This window comes from Pseudonocardia nematodicida, assembly GCF_040105385.1.
GTDB lineage: Bacteria > Actinomycetota > Actinomycetes > Mycobacteriales > Pseudonocardiaceae > Pseudonocardia > Pseudonocardia nematodicida.
In genome coordinates, this window is sequence record NZ_JBEDNQ010000005.1 from 36,110 (window position 1) to 49,906 (window position 13,797).

At 71.4% G+C, this 13,797-nt stretch carries 12 protein-coding genes; 1 reads left to right on the top strand and 11 read right to left on the bottom strand.

The annotated features are described in order from the left end of the window. Positions 1-27 precede the first annotated feature (27 nt). From WIS52_RS13110 to WIS52_RS13140, 7 genes are all read right to left on the bottom strand, one after another. A complete protein-coding gene (locus WIS52_RS13110; protein WP_349298490.1) occupies positions 28-366 on the bottom strand; it encodes a nuclear transport factor 2 family protein in 339 nt (112 codons plus the stop codon). Positions 367-443: 77 nt separating this feature from the next. Beyond that, the gene (locus WIS52_RS13115) at positions 444-1,274 is read right to left on the bottom strand and encodes a mycofactocin-coupled SDR family oxidoreductase (protein ID WP_349298491.1); all 831 of its coding nucleotides are present in this window, start codon (positions 1,272-1,274) and stop codon (positions 444-446) included. A 62-nt stretch (positions 1,275-1,336) separates the two neighbouring features. Then, positions 1,337-1,963 carry a VOC family protein gene (locus WIS52_RS13120; protein ID WP_349298492.1) on the bottom strand — a complete coding sequence of 209 codons (627 nt, stop codon included), beginning with the start codon at positions 1,961-1,963 and terminating at the stop codon, positions 1,337-1,339. A 37-nt stretch (positions 1,964-2,000) separates the two neighbouring features. Next, complete coding sequence (locus WIS52_RS13125; RefSeq protein WP_349298493.1) at positions 2,001-3,587, bottom strand: AMP-binding protein; 1,587 nt, start codon at positions 3,585-3,587, stop codon at positions 2,001-2,003. Then, positions 3,587-4,753: an acetyl-CoA C-acetyltransferase gene (locus WIS52_RS13130; RefSeq protein WP_349298494.1), complete on the bottom strand. Its 1,167-nt coding sequence runs from the start codon at positions 4,751-4,753 to the stop codon at positions 3,587-3,589. Before WIS52_RS13130 ends, WIS52_RS13125 begins: the two co-directional genes overlap by 1 nt. A 35-nt stretch (positions 4,754-4,788) precedes the next feature. Beyond that, complete coding sequence (locus WIS52_RS13135; protein WP_349298495.1) at positions 4,789-5,649, bottom strand: fumarylacetoacetate hydrolase family protein; 861 nt, start codon at positions 5,647-5,649, stop codon at positions 4,789-4,791. A gap of 77 nt (positions 5,650-5,726) precedes the next feature. Beyond that, positions 5,727-7,508, bottom strand: a complete 1,782-nt coding sequence (locus WIS52_RS13140) for an FAD-dependent monooxygenase (RefSeq protein WP_349298496.1) — start codon at positions 7,506-7,508, stop codon at positions 5,727-5,729. A gap of 196 nt (positions 7,509-7,704) precedes the next feature. Here WIS52_RS13140 and WIS52_RS13145 point away from each other — a divergent pair, with 196 nt between their 5' ends. Then, on the top strand, positions 7,705-8,406 hold the full coding sequence (locus WIS52_RS13145; protein WP_349298497.1) for a GntR family transcriptional regulator: 702 nt from the start codon (positions 7,705-7,707) through the stop codon (positions 8,404-8,406). Here the strand turns inward: WIS52_RS13145 and WIS52_RS13150 are convergent. The 4 genes from WIS52_RS13150 to WIS52_RS13165 all read right to left on the bottom strand — a co-directional run bounded on the left by WIS52_RS13150 (position 8,394) and on the right by WIS52_RS13165 (position 13,794). Beyond that, entirely contained in the window at positions 8,394-8,999 is a 606-nt protein-coding gene (locus WIS52_RS13150; RefSeq protein WP_349298498.1) for a TetR/AcrR family transcriptional regulator, read from the bottom strand. The genes WIS52_RS13145 and WIS52_RS13150 overlap by 13 nt on opposite strands. Positions 9,000-9,057: 58 nt before the next feature. Next, positions 9,058-10,431 carry a phenylacetate--CoA ligase family protein gene (locus tag WIS52_RS13155; RefSeq protein WP_349298499.1) on the bottom strand — a complete coding sequence of 458 codons (1,374 nt, stop codon included), beginning with the start codon at positions 10,429-10,431 and terminating at the stop codon, positions 9,058-9,060. Between the two features lie 16 nt (positions 10,432-10,447). Continuing rightward, positions 10,448-12,388: a thiamine pyrophosphate-binding protein gene (locus tag WIS52_RS13160; protein WP_349298500.1), complete on the bottom strand. Its 1,941-nt coding sequence runs from the start codon at positions 12,386-12,388 to the stop codon at positions 10,448-10,450. Positions 12,389-12,531: 143 nt separating this feature from the next. Further along, on the bottom strand, positions 12,532-13,794 hold the full coding sequence (locus tag WIS52_RS13165) for an ABC transporter substrate-binding protein (RefSeq protein ID WP_349298501.1): 1,263 nt from the start codon (positions 13,792-13,794) through the stop codon (positions 12,532-12,534). Positions 13,795-13,797: the final 3 nt, after the last annotated feature.

Genomic DNA, 13,797 nt, shown 5'->3' on the forward strand with positions numbered 1-13,797 from the left:
TCGGTCCGGTGCGCACCGAGCCGGACTTCAGCTGGACGCCGCGACGACGGGGCCGGGATCCATGAAGATCAAGTACTCGTGCGCCTGTCCCTCGCGTATCCGGGTGCGGGTGACCACGGGCAGCGTCAGGCTGGTGCCGTCGTGCAGGGTGTAGGTGACATCGGCGTGGACCGCCGTCACCTCCCCCTCGAACCACATCTCGAGGACGGTGTGCCGCAGCCCGGTCACCCCGCCGAGGAACCCACCGACCCATTCCTGGATGTCGTGCCTGCCACGCACGATCTCGTTGTTCCCCAGCCGGAACACGCAGTCGTCGGCGAACAGGGAGAAGAAGCGTGCGATGTCGGTGTCAGCCGCCTCGAGCATGCTCGCCGTGACCTCGGCGGACGATGTGCCGGTAACAGACATTCTCGGCCCTTTCACGGGAGAGGAGGAACGGGGGGTCAGGCGGTCGTCTTCTGCAGTACGCCGAGGTCGACGGGGAGCGTCACGCCGGTGACGTGGCGGCCCTCCTCCGAGGCGAGCCACAACACGGCGTTGGAGATGTCGCGCGCCTCGACCCACGGGAACGGCAGCAAGTGCTGTCCCTTGTAGAGGGCACCGAACTCCTCCGAGTCGCGGACGCCGACGCCCGCCCAGGTCACCTCGTTCTGGATCATCGGCGTGTCCACGGTGGTCGGCGCCACGCAGTTCACCCGGATCCCGTGCGGCCCCAGCTCGTTCGCCAGCGAGAGCATGAGCCCGATCACGGCGTGCTTCGTGGAGCAGTAGTGCGCCATGTTCGGCCACGACCGCACGCCGCCCGCCGAGCTGGTGATGACGATCGACCCGCCGGCGCCCTGGTCGACGAGGTAGGGGACGGAGACCTTCAGGGTGTTGTAGACACCGTGCAGGTTGACGTCGACCATCTCGTGCCACTCGGCGTCGGTCATCTCGACGAACGAGGCGTTGTGGAAGATGCCGGCACTCGCCGCGACGATGTCGAGGCGTCCCAGCTCCGCCACTCCCTGCTGCACCGCCGCCCCGAGTCCGGCCTGGTCGCGGACGTCGACCTTGCGCGTGACGATCCGCCGCCCCGTGCCGATGACCGCGGCCGCCGTCTCGGCGAGTTCCTCCGCGGTCCCCATCGGATAGGGCGCGGACGCGATGGACTCGCAGATGTCGACGGCGATGATGTCGGCGCCTTCTTCGGCGAGACGGATGGCGTGGGACCGGCCCTGCCCGTGCGCCGCTCCGGTGATGAGGGCGACCTTGCCCTCGAGTCGTCCTGACATGACCACTCCTTCTTCTGTCACTGCGCTGTGTAGAAGCTGGACTCGTCGCTCACTCCGGCTGGTCAGTAGACCTCGGGCAGCAGGACGTCCTCGGGAACCTTCTCGGGGCGGTAGTCACCGGCCCGCGCGTTCGCGTGGATCTCGTCTTTCGACAGCCCCTTCTCGCGGGCCGCGACCACCTGGTCCGGGTCGAAGAACTCACCGATGGGGTTCTCGGCGAACTCGCGCGAGGCCCACATCCACTCGGTGGACCTCCCCCAGTCGCCGAACGCGTCGACCTGGATCTCCACGCCGTTGCCCTCGGGGTCTGCGTAGTAGAGCGACATCGTCATGCCGTGGTCCAGGCTCATGAACGGGACGATGCCCTCCTCGCGGAGGCGCACGTAGTTGTCCACCCACTGGTCGAAGTCCGCGTACTCGAACGCGGTGTGGTGCAGGCCGGCGCTGGTCGGCTTGTCCACCGGCTTCTTGATCGCCGGGTGGGCGATCAGCGCGATGCGGTGGTTCGCCTCGTCGTTGGTCATCCAGGCGGCGCCGTCGCTGTAGTGCACCGGCGTCAGGCCGGCGACCTTCTCGTACCAGGCCACCATCTCGTGCAGCTTGAGGGTGAGGAAGGTCGAGTGGTGCAGCTTCGGCGCGATGATCGGGCGCGGGCGCCGCGCCGCGGGCCCGGAGCCGGGTTCGGACATCATTGTCTCCCTTGCGTTGTGGTGATGGGTCGGGTGGTCAGTGGGTGGGCGCCTCGTGGACCTCACGGGCCCGGCGCGGGACTCCCGCGTCCCAGTCCCCCGCCAGCAGCCCCTCGTGGCGCAGCCGGTACTTCTCGACGCGCTGGGTCTGGGTCTTCGGCAGCTCCTCGACCCGGCGCACGTAGCGCGGAACCTGGAAGTGGGCGAGGCGTTCGCCGCAGAAGGCCACGAGCCGGGCCGGGTCGAAGCCGGGGTCGTCGGTCACCAGCACGACGAGGATGTCGTCGTCGCCGAGCTCGGAGGACACGCCGACCATCGCGCACTCCGACACCCCGGGGTACTGCGCGACGACGGTCTCGACCTCCCAGGACGACACCATCTCGCCGCGGCGGCGCACCGCGTCCTTGAGCCGGTCGACGAAGAACAGGTAGCCGTCGGCGTCGAGGTAGCCGAGGTCGCCGGTGTGGAACCAGTGGTTGCGGAAGGCCTCGGCGGTGGCGTCGGGCCGGCCGACGTACTCCGTCGTCATCGTCCACGGGATCCTCGCGCGGGTGAGGATCTGCCCGATCTCGCCCGCTCCGAGCGGGCGGTCGTGCTCGTCGACGACGGCGATCTCGCTGGTCGGGCTCGCCTGCCCCGACGACCCCCGGCGTGCGGCGGGCACCGGGGTCTCCCGCGAGTCGACGATGGCGGGCAGCGCGTTCTCCGTCATCCCGTACGTGTAGACGACGCGCACGCCGAACCGCTTCTCCCAGGACTCCCAGATCTCCGGCGCGAGCGGCACCCCGAACCCCACCCGGGCGCCGTGCTGCCGCTCGGACTCGCGCTCCGGCTGGTTCCACAGCGACGCCGCCATCGAGCCGATGAAGTTGAACGCGGTGGCGCCGACCTCGGTCAGCCGGTCCCAGAACTGCGAGGCGCTGAACCGGTCGTCGAGGGCCACCGTGCCGCCCGCGGCGAGCGCGGAGAGCACCGTGTAGTTCTGCGCGTTGATGTGGAACAGCGGCAGGCAGGTGTAGATCACCGTCGACTCGTCGTAGCCGCAGGCGTCGGCGTGCAGGAAGCTCGCCGCGACGTACTGGCCGTGCGGCAGCAGGCAGCCCTTGGGCGGGCCCGTCGTGCCGGAGGTGTAGAGGATCGCGGCGGGCGAGTGCGGCCCGAGCCCGGTGGCCACGACCGGGGGCGTGGTGGAACGCGGGACAGCGGTCAAGACGTGCCGGGGGCGGTGCTCGAGCTGTGTGACGTCGAGGTGGATCACGAACCCGGGGTCGAGAACCAGGACCGACGGTCGGCAGTCCTCGAGCTGGTAGCGCAGGCCGGCACTCTTGTGCGCGGTGTTGATCGGCACCAGGACGGCTCCCGTCCGCACCACCGCGAACCACAGCGCCAGCCAGTCGGGCGAGTTCGTCATCATGACCGCGACCCGGTCGCCCTCGCGCACCCCGAGCCCGGTCAGCGCTCCGGCCACCCGCGCGACGTCGGCGTCGAACTCCGCGTACGTGGTCGTCTCGCCGCGCCACCGGATGAACGCCTTGTCCGCGTGCCGGCGGCACCCGAGTTCCAGGAGCCGGTCGATGCTGGGCACCGACTCCAGCCGGTCGACGATCTCGGCGGTGGTGATCATCAGGCGTCCCTCCGGTCCAGCCGCTCGATGACCGTGGCGTTGGCCTGGCCGCCGCCCTCGCACATCACCTGCAGCCCGAACCGTCCACCGCGGCGTTCCAGCTCGTGGAGCATGCTCGTCATCAGCCGCGCGCCGGTCGCGCCCAGCGGGTGGCCCAGCGCGATCGCGCCGCCGTTCGGGTTGACCCGGCCCGGGTCGGCCCCCACCTCGTCCAGCCAGGCCAGGACCACGCTGGCGAAGGCCTCGTTCATCTCGATGACGTCGAGGTCGTCGATGCTCAGGCCGGTCCGTTCCAGCACCCGTACCGTGGCCGGGATGGGGGCCGTCAGCATCTCGACGGGGTCGGCGCCCAGCACCGTGAGGTGATGCACACGGGCCCGCGGGGTGAGCCCGTGGTCGCGGACGGCCTGCTCGGAGGCCACGAGCAGGGCGGCGGCGCCGTCGGCGATCTGGCTCGACGTCGCGGCCGTCAGCCGTCCGCCGTCGGTGAGTGTGGGCAGCTGCGCCATCCTCTCCGCACTGGTGTCGCGCCGCGGGCACTCGTCGGCCGCGATCCCGGGGTGCGGCACGATCTCGCGGTCGAAGACGCTGGCGTCCTGGGCCGCGACGGCCCGTCGGTGGCTCTCCAGCGCGAAGGCCTCCATCCGCTCACGCTTGACGTCCCAGCGCTGCGCGATGAGCTCGCCGGCCCGGAACTGGGAGATCTCCTCGTCACCGAAGCGGGCCCGCCAGCCCGGTGAGCTGCTCCAGGGGTCGGCCGTCCCGAAGGGCTCGGCGGCGCCGTGCGCGGCGAGCAGCGGGTACCAGCTCATCTGCTGCACCCCGCCGGCCACGACGAGGTCCGCGGTCCCGCTCAGCACGGCCTGGGCGGCGAAGTGGACGGCCTGCTGGGACGAGCCGCACTGCCGGTCGAGGGTCACCCCGGGCACCGTGGCGGGCAGTCCGGCGACCAGCGCGGCGGTCCGGGCGATGTCGCCGGACTGGGCCCCGATCTGGTCCAGACAGCCGAGGATCACGTCGTCGACGGCCGCGGGGTCCACCCCGCTGCGGCCGACCAGCTCGCGGATCACGTGCGCCGCGAGGTCCGCGGGATGGACCTGGGCGAGCCCGCCCCGCCGTCGTCCGACGGGGGTCCTGCACGCATCGACGATGTAGGCCTCGGGCATGGTCGTCCTTCCTTCCGCTGCGTCGGGGTGGTGGGTCAGGGCGCGGGGGCGTACGGGGTGCCGGGGACGCACCGTTGGCGCAGCTCCCCGATGCCCTCGGCCCAGGTGAGGACCTCGTCGCCGGCGGTCAGGAACCGCTGGGGGTTCCGCGCGACGCCGACACCGCTCGGGGTGCCGGTGAAGATCAGGTCACCGGGCTGCAGCGGCAGGACCGCCGACAGCCGCTCGATCAGGACCGGGATCGGGAAGATGAGGTCGCTGGTGCGGGTCTTCTGGACCTGCTCCCCGTTCACCGCGCAGCCGATCTCCAGGTCGTCCGGGTCGGCGAACTCGTCGGGGGTGACGACGGCGGGGCCGATCGGCGAGAAACCGGGGAACGACTTGCCGAGGGAGAACTGCGGCGCGGGCGGGACCAGCTGGCGGGTCCGCTCGGAGTAGTCCTGCCCGAGGGTCAGCCCGGCGACGTGGTCCCACGCGTCGGCCGCGGCCACGTGCCGGGTCTCGCGGCCGATGACGACGACCAGCTCGGCCTCCCAGTCCACAGTGGCCGTCGGCAGCGCGAGATCGCCGTTCGGCCCGGTGATCGACGTGCGGAACTTGGTGAACACCGGTGGCTCCACCGGGAGGTCGAGCCCGCCCTCGGCGGCGTGCGCGCGGTAGTTGAGGCCGATGGCGAACACCTGGCCGGGCTCGGTCACCGGCGCGCCCAGCGAGGCCGGGGCGAACGGTCGACCGGCTGGCAGCGCGGCCGAGGCCGCCCACTCGACGAACGCCTGCCAGTCGCTGTACACGGCCGACGGGTCGGGACCGAACCTGCCCCGGCCGGCCTCGTGGACGTCGACGGCCCCGGTCGGGGTGAGCAGGACGGTCCGTCCGGCGAGCGTGGCGATGCGCATGGTGGTGACGTCCTCACGGGATCGACGGGTCTGCTGCCGGGTACGGATCAGCCGGGTGTGGATCAGGCCGGTGTGGATCAGCTCAGCGCGGTGCTCAGCACCCGGGCGAGGGCGCCGGACAGCACGGCGAGCGGGTCGGCGACGGCGTCGAGCGAGCGGAACGCGACGTAGCGATCCGGTCGCACCAGCACGACGCCGGTCGAGGAGATGCCCCGGTTCTTCAGCCAGGCGCATCGCACGTCGACGAAGTCCGAGTCGAGCACGCCGACGGTGCCGGCGAGCAGCGGCAGATCGCTCTCGGCGGCGAGCTTGGTGGCGGCCTCGACCCAGGCGTGCCCGTCCTCGCCCGCGAGCACGAGGAACTTCCCGCCGTGCACGAGGGTTCCCAGCGGGATGCGCTCGCCCGCACGCTCGACGAAGGCGTGCGGCATCGGGTGTCCGGGCGCGGTGCCGGGCTCGTAGAGACGGACCGGGTCGAGCGGCACGTGCTCCGCGCTGCCGTCGGGCACGACGGCGGAGGAGTCGTAGCGGTAGCCGAACTCCACGTTGTGGTGGCGGAACTCCATGGTCTGCGCGCCGATCGCCCGGTTCAGGGCGTGCCGCTTGGCCGTCGAGCCCGGCAGGTCGTGCAGCAGCGGGGCGAGCTCGGCCCAGTTCTCCTCGGGCGTCTTCTCCGCCGAGAGCGCGAGGACCTCGTTGATCGCGAAGTGGTTCATCGCGCTGGCGATCGCGCTGTCGATGTTCTGCTGGTCCACGGGCCTCCGCTCGACCTCGTACGTGTCGAGCAGCGCGTCGCCGGCGCGGCCGGCGAGGACCGCGGCCAGCTTCCAACCCAGGTTGTACACGTCGTGCACCGCCGAGTTCATGCCCAGACCGCCGGTCGGCGGGTGCCGGTGCGCGGCGTCGCCCGCGAGGAACACCCGGCTCACCCGGAACCGGTCGGCGATGACGCCCTCCATGACCCACTGGCTGATCCGGTGCACGGTCGGCACCGCGTCCGGCGGGAGACCCAGCGTGGCCCGCATGCGGGCCAGCACCTTCTCCTCCTGCATCGCCTCGGGGTCGTCGGTGGCGTACTGCATGTGGAAGGCCCATTCCTCCGACGCCGGCCCCCAGTGGTCGGGACCCATCGGGGCCAGTACGCCGCTCCACGCGGCCCCGAAATCGGGGTTGAACAGCCACCGGATCAGCACGTCGTCGTCGGTGGCCCACCGGGACAGGTCGGCGGACATGTGGACCGAGACCATCTTCATGATGTCCCGGGGCCCCTCCATCTCCACACCGAGCAGCCTGCCGACGGTGCGGCCACCGTCAGCGGCGATGACGTAGTCGGCCCGCACGCGGTAGGTCGAGCCGGTGCCGCAGTCGAGCACGGTCACCGAGACCCCGTCGTCGTCCTGAACCAGGTCGACGACCTCGTGGTGGAACCGGACGCCGCCCGGGGTGAGCGTCTCCGCATGCTTCTTCAGCACCGGCTCGAGCCGGAGCTGGGGCAGGTTGCAGGTACGGCACGGGCTCGCCGCGATGAAGTCGGGGTCGGTGTAACCGGCACCCCAGATCTCGAGCTCGGCCAGCTTGCGCCCGTAGTCCTCGTGCTCTCCGGCCAGCCCGGCGTACCAGGCCGTCGCCCGCATGTTGGCCGCCGGCGTGCTGCGGGCCTGGACCTCCGGGGCCACCCCCACCTCGGTGAAGATCTCCATCGAGCGCTGGTTGATGACGTGCGCCTTGGGCAGCGTCGAGGTCGTGGGGAGTGAGCTGACCAGCAGCGAGTCGACACCGAGCGTGGCCAGCGTCATCGAGGCGGTCAGGCCGGCGACGCCGCCACCGATGACGAGGACGGGGACCCGGATGTCGGTCATGGAGCCTCCATGCTCGTGACGGACGAGGAACGGACTCACGAACCCGCTCGCGCGGGGGCCGTTCGAGGCCTGGCGCCGCGGTCACCCGCGGAGCCGGCGCGGGTCCACCTTGCCGGGCCATAATCGACAGGTCAAGAGAAAATCGATATTAATGACCGCCGACCCACATATCGGCGTGCGGCGCTAGACTGCCGGCATGGTCGGTCCTCCCGTCAAGCCCACCCGCGTCCAGGAGGTCTACGACCGGATCCGCGCCAGCCTTCTGAACGGGGAGCTGGAGCCCGGCAGCAAGCTCAAGATCGGCGACTTCACCGCGCGGTACGGCGTCAGCCTCTCCGTCGTCCGCGAGGCGGTCACCCGCCTGGCCGGCGAGGGCCTGGTCGAGGCGACACCGCAGCGAGGCTTCGCGGTCGCGACGCTGACCGTCGACGCACTGCAGGACCTGACGCGGGCCCGCGTACTGATCGAGACCCTGGCCCTCTCGGAGTCGATCAAGTTCGGTGACCTCGCCTGGGAGTCCGCCGTGCTCGCCACACACCACACTCTGGCCGGCACCCGCATGACGACGGCGGACGGACACGTCGCCCCGGACTTCACCGTCGCGCACCGCACCTTCCACAACGCCCTGCTCGCGGGCTGTGGCTCCGCACGGCTCGAGGGGATCGCGACCGGTCTGCGCGACTGCGCCGAGCTCTACCGGCACTGGTCCCAGGAGTTCGCCCACGAGGCCGACCGCGACATCGCCGCCGAGCACCGGGCCATCGCCGAGCTCACCGTCGCACGGGACGAGGCGGGCGCCACCCGGGCGCTGCGCGAACACATCGAACGCACGACCGCCGCCCTGGTCCGCTACGTCGAGCGGACCGGCCCGGCCCCGACGTCGGCCTACTCGGCCTGACGCAACCCGCGCAGGACGAGCTCTACCTGTTCGTGGCGCAGGGCCTCCGGGGTCACCTCGCCGCGCAGCGCCCAGCCCTTGAACGACGGCATGTGCCCCAGGAACACGATGTCCGTGGCCACCACGGTGGCGTCGACCGGGCGGAACACGCCCTTGGCGCGGCCGGCGCGGACGAGGTCGGCGAACACGTCCGCGATCGCCCGCTCACGGGACATGAAGAACCGCTGCGCGTCCTCGGGCAGCCTCCGGTACTCCCGGTAGACCATCGCGATCTGCGCCTGCCGGTTCTCGCACTCGCGCAGGTAGACCTCGATCGCGGCGCGCAGCTTCTCGTCGTGCGGCCCGTCGCCCGCGGCGATCTCGCCGAGCTGCTCGCGCACCCCGTCGTAGATGCTCCGGCACACCATGACCAGCAGGTCGGTCTTGGTCGTGATGTAGCGGTACATGCCACCGACGCTCAGCCCGGCCGCCTCGGCCAGGTCGCTGACCGACAGGTTGTCGAAACCGTGCTTCGTGATCTCGACCGAGGCCGTCCTGGTGATCAGTTCGAGGCGCTCCGCCGAGCGTCGGTTCGGCCCCCGCCTGGTCGCCATCGTGTCGGGCCCCTCGCTCATCGTCCCCGCTGCGCCGGCAACGGTAGCAACGCCGCGATCACCCCCGGTGGTCGATCACCCGCCGGGCCTTGAAGACCTGCGGCTCGAAGGTCCCCTCCGGCACGAACCGTACGCCGGTGCGGACCATCAGCCGGTCCTTCAGCCGCGCCTCCAGGTCCACCCGCGCGGCATCGGCCACGCTGCCGTCGGTCTCCAGCTCGACCCGCAGCTCGTCCAGGTCGCCGCGGCGCTCGACGACGATCCGGTACTCGCCGCCGCCCGCGGCGTGGTCGCGCAGGACGGCCTCGACCGCGCTGGGGTACACGTTCGCGCCGCGGACGAGCAGCATGTCGTCGAGCCGCCCGTACACCCCGCGTGGCAGCCGCGGGTAGGTGCGCCCGCAGGCGCACGGCGCGTCGTCCAGGACCGCCTCGTCGCCCAGCCAGAACCGGATCATGGGTTGGGACTCCCGCCACAGGTGGGTGGCGACGACGGCGCCGCTGGTCCCCACCGGCACCGCGACGTTCGGGTCGTCCCGGTCGACGACCTCGGTGTAGTTCTCGTCCTGGACGAGGTGGACCCCGCCGTCGGGAGCGTGCCGGCACCCCACGTTGGCGTAGAACGGATGCATCTCCGACGAGGCGCCCGCGCCCAGGTCGATCACGAACGGGCCGCCGAGGTTCCGCGAGATCGCATCCCGCACCTCCGGGGTGCTGCCACCCGGCTCCCCCGCCACGATCACCGTGCGCAGGGCGGCGGCGTGCATGTCCAGCCCGAGCTCGGCCGCACGCCGACCCAGGTGCAGGGCGTAGGACGGGGTCGCGACGAGGGCGTCGACCCGCAGCCCGAGCATCTGCTCGAGCTGCTGGTCGGTGGGCATCAGGCTCCCGACGGGGAACGCGCCCGCGCCGAGGACCTCGCACGCCTGCAGCAGCCCCCAACCCCCGAGGAACAGTCCGAACGGGAACGAGATCTGCACGATGTCGCGCGGACGCACCCCGGCCGACCAGAGCGCGATCCGGCAGACCTCCTCGCTCCGGAGCCAGTCCCGGCCGGAGATCCCGTAGAGGGTGGGTGCTCCGGAGGTCCCGGACGAGCCGTGCACCCGGGCGATCTCGGCGCGGTCGACGCCCGCGTAGGAGCCGAACGGCGGATGCTCCCGCTGGTCGGCGACCAGCATCTTCTTGGTGACGACCGGGACCTTCGCGGTGAAGTCCGCGAGCGAGCGCACCTGGTCGGGGTGGAAGTCGTGGCGCTCGTAGTGGGCGCGGTAGAACGGGATCCCGTCGTAGGCGCGCCGGAGCTGTGCCTGCACCCGCCCGAGGACGAGCTCCGCCCGCTGGGCGGGCGGCATGGTCTCCCGGGCCAGATCCCAGAACTCGCCGGTGCGGCCGGCTCCCGCGGTGCCGGCCGCATCGATCTGCATCGTCATCGTGTCCCCCGTCCGCTCAGTAGCGGTAGCCGGACGTCCGGGCGAGCGCCTCGAGCTCGCTCTCGGGGTGGCCGCACAGCTCGGCGATGAACGACATCGGCATCCGGGTCCCGTTGTCGAGCGCCGACTTGTGCAGCCGCAGCGCCTCCACCCGGGACAACGCCCGGAAGTGCGCGACCAGCCCCTCGGACAGGTCCTCGATGCCGCGCGAGTAGAACTCGCCGATCTTGAGCCGCAGCCAGGGCAGCGAGGCCTCGATGCTCTCCGAGTCCGCCACGACGTCGATCACGGCGACCTTCCCGGAGTCCAGCGCCCGGCGCAGCGCGGGCCGCAGGTCGGCCGCGTCCTCGACGTGCTCGACGTGCGCGCCGAGCGGGGCGAAGACCTCGTCGTAGCGCAGCCCCGGGGTCATGTCCCAGGACCCGATGTGGGGCTGGATGTCCTCGCGCATCAGCGAGTTGCCACCCCAGGAGCTGTTGTTGAGCACAACGAGCACGGCCGGGATGCCGTAGCGGGTCAGGGTCTCGATGTCCATGCCGGCCAGGCCGATGCCGCCGTCGCCGATCAGGCTGATCACCTGGGTGTCGGGACGCGCGACGCCGGCGCCGAACGCCATCCCGACCCCCTGCCCGAGCGCGACGCGCGGGCCGGCGTCGAGGATCTGCGCGGACCGGACGGCCTGCACGGCGTCGGTGAGGTAGAGCGATCCCTGGTAGGAGTCGTAGATGATCGTGGCGTCCGGGTCCGCCTCGTCGGCGATCGCCTGCGCGAGCTCCCAGGTGTGGATCGGGGTGCGGTCCCGTACCACCTCGAGATGGGCCGCCCGGTTCTCGGCGAACGCGGCCCGCGCGGCGCCCAGCTCGGCGATCCACTCCGGACGCGAGACCGGGTCGGCGGTCCCCCGCCGTTCGCGGACCGCGTCCAGCAGCTGGCCCAGCACCAGACGGCTGGAACCGACCAGGTCGACCTCGGAGTCCAGCCCCCACCACAGGTCCTCGGCGGTCTCCTGGACCTGGATGTAGCGGGTCGCGCCGGGAGCGGGCCAGTCCGGCGGCTCGAACCACGACTCCAGCTCACCGGCTCGCAGCCCCACCAGCAGCACCACGTCCGCGGCACGCAGCATCCGACCGCGGTACCCCGCCGCCAGTGCGAGCGGGTGCCTCTCGCTGATCGCGCCGCGGGCGGTGCGCCGGGCGCCCGCCGGGGCGTCGAGGTACTCGGCGAGCTCCACCAGCTGTGCCGACCCGTCCGACCAGTGCACGCCGTCCCCGGCCAGGATCACCGGCCGCTCGGCGTCCGCCAGGATCGTCGCCGCGTCCGTGACCCGGGTCGGGTCGGCCTGGGTCCGCGGGACGACCGGGGTCTCGCCGGTGCCCGGCACGTACTTGCGCTGCACCGCATCGCCCTGGGCCCACTGGTTGTTCAGCGGGAACTCCAGCACCACCGGCCCGGCCGGATAGGTGACCGAGTCGGTGATCGCCTTGTGCACCCAGTAGGAGTTGAGCTCCCAGTCGGTCATCCGGTGGGTCCACTTGGCGACGGTCGTGAAGCACTCCGCCGCGTACCCCTCCTGCAAGATCCCCAGGTGGTCGCCGGCGGTGCCGTGCTGGCCGACCAGCAGCAGGATCGGGCTGCGGGTGCCGATGCCCTGGGACAGCGACGAGAGCGCGTTGGCCATGCCCGCCGACGCCGACACGAAGAACACGCCCGGCTTGCGGGTGATCCGCCCGTAGGCCTCGGCGGCGAAGCCGGCGGCCTGCTCGTGGCGGAAGTGCCACATCCGCGCGCCGAGGCGGACCGCCTCCTCGATCACGGGGTTGATGTAGCCGTGGATCCCGAAGAGGTCCGTCACCCCGTTCTCGATCAGGGCCTGAGCGGCTTCCCGGGCTCCCGTGCGGTGCTCGTGTCGGCCGAAGGCGGGCGCGAGGCCCGCCGGTCCGCGGTCGAGGGCAGTCATGGGTCCTCCATTTCGCGTCTCGCTCGGCATCCACCGATGCCGGCGTCGAGAAGAACGATCGTTCGCAATGCGACTTCATCAAGCTAGCAGTTCAGAGGATCAGCTACCAGCAAATGCGACTGATCATTCGCACTTGTTGTGGATCAGGACTGGTGCGGTGTGCGGTAGGTCGTCGCGTCCGGCGCCGTGAACAGCTGCGCCACCTCCTGCAGGCCTCCCGGGACGCCCGGGTCGACGCGGGCGATGTAGACGCCGCGGGTCGGCGGGGCCCCGGGAGAGCTGTAGTCAAGGGTCGTGACCAGGTCGTCCGTGCTCACCGAGCTGAGCGAGCGCAGCGCGCTCAGTACGCCCTCCCGTCGCAGGTCACCATCGGCGCAGGCCTTCCGCAGCACCTCTCCCCAGACCATCCCCCCGGCGTAGCCGTAGTGGATGCCGAACGCGGGCTCGACCCCACCCGGGTCACCGAGGAACGTCTCGGCCACCTCGCGCGCCTTCGGCGTCGCGGAGGCGAACGGCGCGACGGAGGCGGCGATGTAGAGCCGGTCGAGCGCCCCCGCCGCGGGGGCGGAGAGGATCGACGGATCGAAGCTCGGGTTGTTGCCGAGTACCGGCACGTCCAGCCCCAGTGCCGTGTTCGCGGCCAGGGCCGAGACCGTCTGTCCCGGCGAGGTGCTCAGCACGATCGCCGTCACCCCGTCGCTGCGCAGTCCGGTGACGACGTTCGTCAGGTCCGTGTCGGTGGAGGTGATCTTCACCTCGCGGACCTGCTGGCCGCGCAGCTCGGCGTAGTACCGCGAGCCGCGCAGCCCGTTGCCGCCGTACTCGCCGTCGATGTAGATGTGGCCGATGGTGTCGCCGTCTGCGATCAAGCCCTGCTGCTGGAAGTAGGACAGGCCGTTGACGACCTCCAGGTCGAAGGTCGTTCCCACCACCATGAGGTGCGGATTGTCGAGGATCTCCGAGGACCACGAGCCGGCTGCGGCGATCATGCCGTCGTCGACGACGTTGCCCGACAGGGCCGCGGTGATCGGCGACCCGAGCAGCTGGACCATGCCGAGCACCGTCGGCTCCAGCTGCGGGTAGAGCGTCTTCGCCGTGTCGGCCTGGTAGCCGTGGTCGACGCTCTCGAACGCGATCCGCCGCCCGCAGATCCCGCCCGCCTCGTTGACGTCGTCGGCCCACAGCTGGTTGCCGGCCGTCACGGCCGTGCCGAAGTTCTTGAACGGACCCGTCCGGTCGGTCATGACACCGAGCGAGATGGTGGTGTCGGTGACGCCGGTGCCGGTCCGCAGGGAGTCGCTCCCCGGGCCCCCGGCAGCGGTGTCCGCAGTGGATCCACACGCGGAGAGCAGCAGCACCGTGAGCGCGGCGATCCCCGTCGTCGTCGCCCGTCGCCGTCGGATCATCAT

Excerpts from the sequence above, each read along its gene's own strand:
- WIS52_RS13110 (WP_349298490.1), bottom strand. The coding sequence starts at position 366 with ATGCTCGAGGCGGCTGACACCGACATCGCACGCTTCTTCTCCCTGTTC.
- WIS52_RS13115 (WP_349298491.1), bottom strand. The coding sequence starts at position 1,274 with ATGTCAGGACGACTCGAGGGCAAGGTCGCCCTCATCACCGGAGCGGCG.
- WIS52_RS13120 (WP_349298492.1), bottom strand. The coding sequence starts at position 1,963 with ATGTCCGAACCCGGCTCCGGGCCCGCGGCGCGGCGCCCGCGCCCGATC.
- WIS52_RS13125 (WP_349298493.1), bottom strand. The coding sequence starts at position 3,587 with ATGATCACCACCGCCGAGATCGTCGACCGGCTGGAGTCGGTGCCCAGC.
- WIS52_RS13130 (WP_349298494.1), bottom strand. The coding sequence starts at position 4,753 with ATGCCCGAGGCCTACATCGTCGATGCGTGCAGGACCCCCGTCGGACGA.
- WIS52_RS13135 (WP_349298495.1), bottom strand. The coding sequence starts at position 5,649 with ATGCGCATCGCCACGCTCGCCGGACGGACCGTCCTGCTCACCCCGACC.
- WIS52_RS13140 (WP_349298496.1), bottom strand. The coding sequence starts at position 7,508 with ATGACCGACATCCGGGTCCCCGTCCTCGTCATCGGTGGCGGCGTCGCC.
- WIS52_RS13145 (WP_349298497.1), top strand. The coding sequence starts at position 7,705 with ATGGTCGGTCCTCCCGTCAAGCCCACCCGCGTCCAGGAGGTCTACGAC.
- WIS52_RS13150 (WP_349298498.1), bottom strand. The coding sequence starts at position 8,999 with ATGGCGACCAGGCGGGGGCCGAACCGACGCTCGGCGGAGCGCCTCGAA.
- WIS52_RS13155 (WP_349298499.1), bottom strand. The coding sequence starts at position 10,431 with ATGACGATGCAGATCGATGCGGCCGGCACCGCGGGAGCCGGCCGCACC.
- WIS52_RS13160 (WP_349298500.1), bottom strand. The coding sequence starts at position 12,388 with ATGACTGCCCTCGACCGCGGACCGGCGGGCCTCGCGCCCGCCTTCGGC.
- WIS52_RS13165 (WP_349298501.1), bottom strand. The coding sequence starts at position 13,794 with ATGATCCGACGGCGACGGGCGACGACGACGGGGATCGCCGCGCTCACG.